The 5372-nt window shown below is 63.7% G+C and carries 6 protein-coding genes, 1 other RNA gene and 1 pseudogene; 5 read left to right on the plus strand and 3 right to left on the minus strand.

The annotated features are described in order from the left end of the window. From AUC71_RS06455 to AUC71_RS06465, 3 genes are all read right to left on the minus strand, one after another. Positions 1-491, minus strand: a 491-nt coding sequence (locus AUC71_RS06455; protein ID WP_141701500.1) for an SspB family protein, incomplete at its 3' end; no start/stop codon positions are given. Between the two features lie 50 nt (positions 492-541). After that, positions 542-932: a transfer-messenger RNA gene (gene ssrA / locus AUC71_RS06460) on the minus strand. Between the two features lie 75 nt (positions 933-1007). Further along, a complete protein-coding gene (locus tag AUC71_RS06465) occupies positions 1008-1256 on the minus strand; it encodes a PepSY domain-containing protein (protein WP_158007732.1) in 249 nt (82 codons plus the stop codon). A 104-nt stretch (positions 1257-1360) separates the two neighbouring features. Here AUC71_RS06465 and AUC71_RS06470 point away from each other — a divergent pair. The 5 genes and pseudogenes from AUC71_RS06470 (at position 1361) to AUC71_RS06490 (ending at position 5348) form a co-directional block, all read left to right on the plus strand. After that, positions 1361-2154 (plus strand): annotated as a pseudogene (locus tag AUC71_RS06470) (thymidylate synthase). An 82-nt stretch (positions 2155-2236) separates the two neighbouring features. After that, positions 2237-2770 (plus strand): dihydrofolate reductase, encoded by a 534-nt coding sequence (locus AUC71_RS06475; RefSeq protein ID WP_083238149.1) that lies wholly within the window; start codon positions 2237-2239, stop codon positions 2768-2770. 175 nt (positions 2771-2945) lie between these two features. Next, positions 2946-4082: an FtsH protease activity modulator HflK gene (hflK, locus tag AUC71_RS06480; RefSeq protein WP_069623614.1), complete on the plus strand. Its 1137-nt coding sequence runs from the start codon at positions 2946-2948 to the stop codon at positions 4080-4082. Next, a complete protein-coding gene (gene hflC / locus AUC71_RS06485; RefSeq protein WP_069623615.1) occupies positions 4082-5125 on the plus strand; it encodes a protease modulator HflC in 1044 nt (347 codons plus the stop codon). The genes hflK and hflC overlap by 1 nt, the downstream gene beginning before the upstream one ends. Before the next feature lie 37 nt (positions 5126-5162). Next, on the plus strand, positions 5163-5348 hold the full coding sequence (locus AUC71_RS06490) for a DUF2065 domain-containing protein (RefSeq protein WP_069623616.1): 186 nt from the start codon (positions 5163-5165) through the stop codon (positions 5346-5348). The last annotated feature ends 24 nt before the right edge of the window (positions 5349-5372 follow it).

Consider the following 5372-nt stretch of genomic DNA (forward strand, 5'->3'; position numbering starts at 1 on the left):
CGCGACATGACCACCTCCGCATGAGGTACCTCGGCGGTTTCCTCCGCCGCGGGTTCACGCGTCTCCTCGGGCTGCTCGCCGACGAGATCGGGGAGCGCGGAGGCCATGTGCTGGCGCGCGGAGTCGTTGGCCGCGCCCGGCTTGCCGAATTGGAGGCCGAACTGCGCGGACGGATCGTAGAACGCCTTCACCGCGGCGAAGGGCACCACCAGCCGCTCCGGCACGTTGGAGAAGGAGAGCTTCACCTCGAAGCGCTCGTCCGTCACCGCCAGGTCCCAGAACTGATACTGGAGGACGATGGTCATCTCCTCCGGATACTGCTCCTTGAGCCGCTTGGAGATGGAGACGCCGTCGGCGACCGTATCGAAGGCGATGTAGAGATGGTGCTCGCCGGGGAGCCCGTCGCGCTGGACTTGGGTCAGCACGTCACGAACCACGCCGCGCAGGGCGGTCTGAGTGAGAAGGTCGTACCTGAGTTCGTCGTCTGCCATGAGCGGCGCCGGTCCAAATTCCGCGACGTAGGCAGTCACCCCGTCAATAAAGTGGAGGGCTTCTGTTGCCCGGTGCCCTCCGAAACCGCGCCTAACCCCTGCGAGGAGGTTAGGGCTTGAAATTTAGGCTATCGCGCTGACTACGCAGCGAGACGTGCCTCCGCATAGTTGTCGTTGGCAACTATTTGGTTTGGCCCGATAACGGCGGATACCATGCCGAGCAAAAGTACGACCTTTACACCCTCGTCGAGCCTGTTTCGCCCCCGCCACGTTCCAGTTCGCATCATGTCCCTCGCGAATTCGTACGCGAAACTGAAACCTGGTGGAGGCGCCGGGTACTGCCCCCGGGTCCGAGTGGCTTATTACGTCGCCCGTTTATCGCCATAGCTGGTTTGCACCAGCCCTTCATATATAGGCTGTTGCGGCGGCAAAAAAAAGATTGATGGTTCGATAACCCCCAGGCGAGACCGCGCGAATCAGTCGCGGTTCCAGGGGTTTGCGGGGACGCGCGGGATCTCAGTCCCGCTCCATCTTGATGATGCGGCCGGTTAACGCGTCGACCTTCATCTCGATATCGTGTCCGTAGGCGTCTTCGCCCTCGACCTCCCAGACGCCTCTTTTCCGGTGCAGCTCGATTTCGTCAATTCTCACGATGCCCCGGTCGAAGGCCATGGCGCGCACCGTTTCGATGTCGACATACGCCGCGGCCGGGGTGGCGAAACCGAGGCTAAAACCGAGGGCGAGGACAATTGGCATGAGACGCATTGAATGCTCCATTCGCAGGGTCTATCGACAGACAGGCCCTGGCGAGTCGCGGCCTGGCCGTCTCCGATATGTGGGTTTCCCCGGAGCATAGGGAAAGACACCGATTGCGCCAATATCTCGATCTTCTGGCCCAAATTCGTCATGAGGGGCTTCGCAAGGAGGACCGCACCGGCACCGGGACGCTGAGTCTGTTCGGGGCTCAGATGCGCTTCGATCTGAGCGAGGGTTTTCCGCTCATGACCACCAAGAAGCTGCACGTGAAGTCGATCGTTCACGAGCTTCTCTGGTTCCTGCAAGGCTCGACCAATGTCCGCTATCTCCAGGAGCATGGCGTGCGCATCTGGGACGAATGGGCGGACGAGGAAGGCGATCTCGGGCCCGTCTACGGCAAGCAGTGGCGGTCCTGGCCCACCGCCTCTGGCGAGACCGTCGATCAGATCACGGCGCTGGTCGAAGGGATCAGGCGCGACCCCGATTCGCGACGCCACATCGTGAGCGCCTGGAACGTGGGCGAGATCCCGAACATGGCCTTGCCGCCTTGCCATTGCCTGTTCCAGTTCTACGTGGGCGGCGGCAAGCTCTCCTGTCAGCTTTATCAGCGCTCGGCGGACGTGTTTCTCGGTGTGCCGTTCAACATCGCCTCTTATGCGCTCCTCACCCAGATGGTGGCGCAGGTCACGGGGCTCGAGCCCGGCGACTTCGTGCACACCTTCGGTGACGTGCATCTCTACCTGAACCATGTGGAACAGGCCGACGAGCAACTGTCGCGAAGCCCGCGTGCGCTGCCGCGCCTCAGATTAATCCCGAGGTCAAGTCGCTGTTCGACTTCGTCTATGAGGACTTCGCGCTGGTCGGCTATGACCCGCATCCGGCGATCCGCGCCGAGGTAGCGGTATGAATCGTCATGGTGAGGTGCCCGGCCGTCCTTCGAGGCTCGGGCTTCGCCCTCGCACCTCAGGATGACGGCCGGGCCTCGAACCATGCCGAATAAGGACCCCGTCATCGCGCTGGTCGTGGCCATGGGCGAGAACCGCGCCATCGGCCGCGGCGGCGATCTGCCCTGGCATATCCGCTCCGACATGAAGTTCTTCCGCAAAGTGACCATGGGCCATCCCGTGCTCATGGGCCGGCGCACCTTCAAGTCGCTGCCGCGCGTACTCGACGGACGGCTGAACATCGTGCTGACCCGCGATGAAGGCTTCGTCGCCCCGTCCGCCGTGATGGCCCACAGCCTGGAGGAGGGGCTTGAGGCCGCGCGGGCCTCGTGCGCACGGACCGGGTCGAACGAGATCATGGTGATCGGCGGCGAGGACGTGTTCCGCGAGGTCTTGCCGCAGACCGGCCGCATCTATCTGACCGAGGTGCATGCCGCCCCGGACGCCGATACCTGGTTCCCCGAGCTCGACCCAAGCGAATGGCGCGAAGTCTTTCGCGAGCGGCACGAAGCGGGCCCCCACGACGACCACGATTTTAGCTTCGTGATCCTGGAACGCGTCGCCGCGCCGTCACGCTGAGGGTCTCCACCCTAGGGGGAGCCCGCATTGCGTGGCCCTTGTGACTGGCCTATAACCCCCGGGACTCTTGTCGCGGTACCGCCATTTTGGTGCGCCTACTCTTCCCTGCGAGCGGCGCATCGCAAAAGGTCGGTTCCACGCGCGACCCCCACACGAAATCAGGACGATAGACATCATGCCTTGGAGCAATCAGAGCGGAGGCGGCGGCGGTTTTAAAGGCGGCGGCAATGGCGGACCCTGGGGTCCGCGGCCCGGCGGCCCTGGCCAGCAGCCTGATCTGGAAGAGATTTTGCGCCGAAGCCAAGACCGGCTGCGCCAGGCGATGCCCGGCGGCCGCATGGGCGGGCCGCTGGCGGCGCTGATCGCCGCTGTGGTCCTTCTGGTCATCGGCTTTTTCGGCTTTACCGTTCGCGTGAACCCCGACGAGCTCGGCATCGTGCTCCGCTTCGGCGAGTATATTCGCCAGCTCCCGCCCGGCCTGAACTTCCGCCTGCCTTATCCGATCGAGGTGGTGGAACTGCCCAAGGTCACGCGCATCAATCGCATCGAGATCGGCATGCGCGGGGCCTCCGACCGGGAGCTCGCCGCAGGCGTCCGCGATGTGCCTGAGGAGAGCCTGATGCTCACCGGCGACGAGAACATCGTCGATATCGATTTCGTGGTGCTCTGGCAGATCAGCAACGCGCCGGACTATCTCTTCAACATTCAAAATCCCCAAGGCACCGTGAAGGACGTGGCCGAAAGCGCCATGCGCGAGATTGTCGGCGAGAGCGACATTGAGCCGATCCTGACCGCGGCCCGCGCCGAGACGGAAGCGAGTGTGCAGCAGCTCATTCAGCGCATCCTTGACGGCTACGGCGCGGGTATCCGCATCGTCCAGGTCCAGCTTCAGAAGGTCGATCCGCCGTCGCAAGTCATCGACGCATTCCGCGACGTGCAAGCCGCGCGCGCCGATCAGGAGCGTTTGCAGAACGAGGCGCAGACCTATGCCAACCGGGTGGTTCCGGAAGCCCGCGGTGAGTCCGAGCGCATCTTGCAAGCCGCCCAGGGCTATCGCGACCGCGTGATCGCCGAGGCCAAGGGTGAGGCGGACCGTTTCGAGAACGTGCTGGAGGAATATCAGAAAGCGCCCGATGTGACGCGCCGGCGCATTTTCATCGATACGATGCAGGAGGTGCTGTCCAACACCGACAAGATCATCATCGACGACAAGGGCAGCGGCTCCGGCGTGGTGCCGTATTTGCCTTTATCTGAATTGCAGAAACGGCGCTCGACCCCGGCCCCGTCGGCGACGCAAGGGGGAGGTCAGTAATGGGACGCACCGCTCTCACCGTGGTTCTCGTCGTCTTTGGCCTTCTGGCAGTGACGGCCTATCTGACACTCTTCACCGTGTATCAAACGCAGCAGGCTCTGGTTCTCGAATTTGGTAAGCCCAAGCGGCTCATCACAACGCCGGGTCTGAACTTCAAGATCCCGTTCATTCAGAACGTCAGCTACTTCGACAAGCGGCTGCTCGATCTCGACTCCGCACCTCAGGAGGTCATTGCCTCCGATCAGAAGCGGCTCGTGGTCGATGCCTTCGCACGCTGGCGCATCACCGATCCGCTGCTTTTTTACCAGACAGTGAGCGACGAGAGAATCGCCCGCTCGCAACTCGGCGCCTTCCTCGAGGCATCGTTGCGTCGTGTGCTCGGCTCTTCGAGCTTCGAAGCCGTGGTCCGCGACGAGCGGAACGCGCTCATGCAGAGGATTACCGAGCAGGTCAACGCCGAGGCCAAAGGGATTGGCGTCAACGTTTTGGACGTCCGCATCAAGCGGGCCGATCTGCCGGAAGCAAACAGTCTCGCCATCTTCCGCCGCATGCAGACCGAGCGGCAGCGTGAAGCCGCCGAGATCAGGGCGCAAGGTGAGGAAGCCTCCCGGCGCATCCGCGCCACGGCCGATCGCCAGGTCACGGTCCTCAAGGCCGAGGCGACCGGCGAATCGGAGCGCATCCGTGGTGACGGCGATGCGGAGAAGAACCGCGTCTTCGCCCAGGCCTTTGGCAAGGACCCAGACTTCTTCGCCTTCTACCGCTCCATGCAGGCTTACCAGAGCGCGCTGCAGTCCGACGACACCAGGTTGCTGCTGAGCCCCACGTCGCAGTTCTTCCAGTACTTCAACGACTCCGCCGGCGGCATCGCTGAAGGTGCTGTGATCGAGGTCCCGGAAGGCGTGCCGGACTTGCCCGAGATCGTACCGGCGCGGAAGCCGAGGAGTTGGGCAATAACGCCTTGGATGCGGCTCCGGCAGACGAGGAAGCCGACTCCGGTGCGCAGGACAGGGAAGCCGATGCAGGCGATGTCGACGGCGTGACCCCGGTCACCCCGTCGCCTAGGTCTAAGCGGACGGCATGGACGATCTCGCCGTCGCAATCGGCCTCGTACTGGTGATCGAGGGCCTGCTCTGGGCGCTTGCGCCGCGCATGGGGCGCAGGCTGCTGGAAGCCGCCTCCGAGACCCCTGAGTCCTCCTTGCGTCTCGCCGGCACCCTGGCCGTCGCGGCCGGCGTGCTCATCGTCTGGATCGCGCGCGGCTGAGCATGCGAAGTCCCCACACCACGG

The sequence above is a fragment of the Methyloceanibacter marginalis genome, from assembly GCF_001723295.1.
GTDB lineage: Bacteria > Pseudomonadota > Alphaproteobacteria > Rhizobiales > Methyloligellaceae > Methyloceanibacter > Methyloceanibacter marginalis.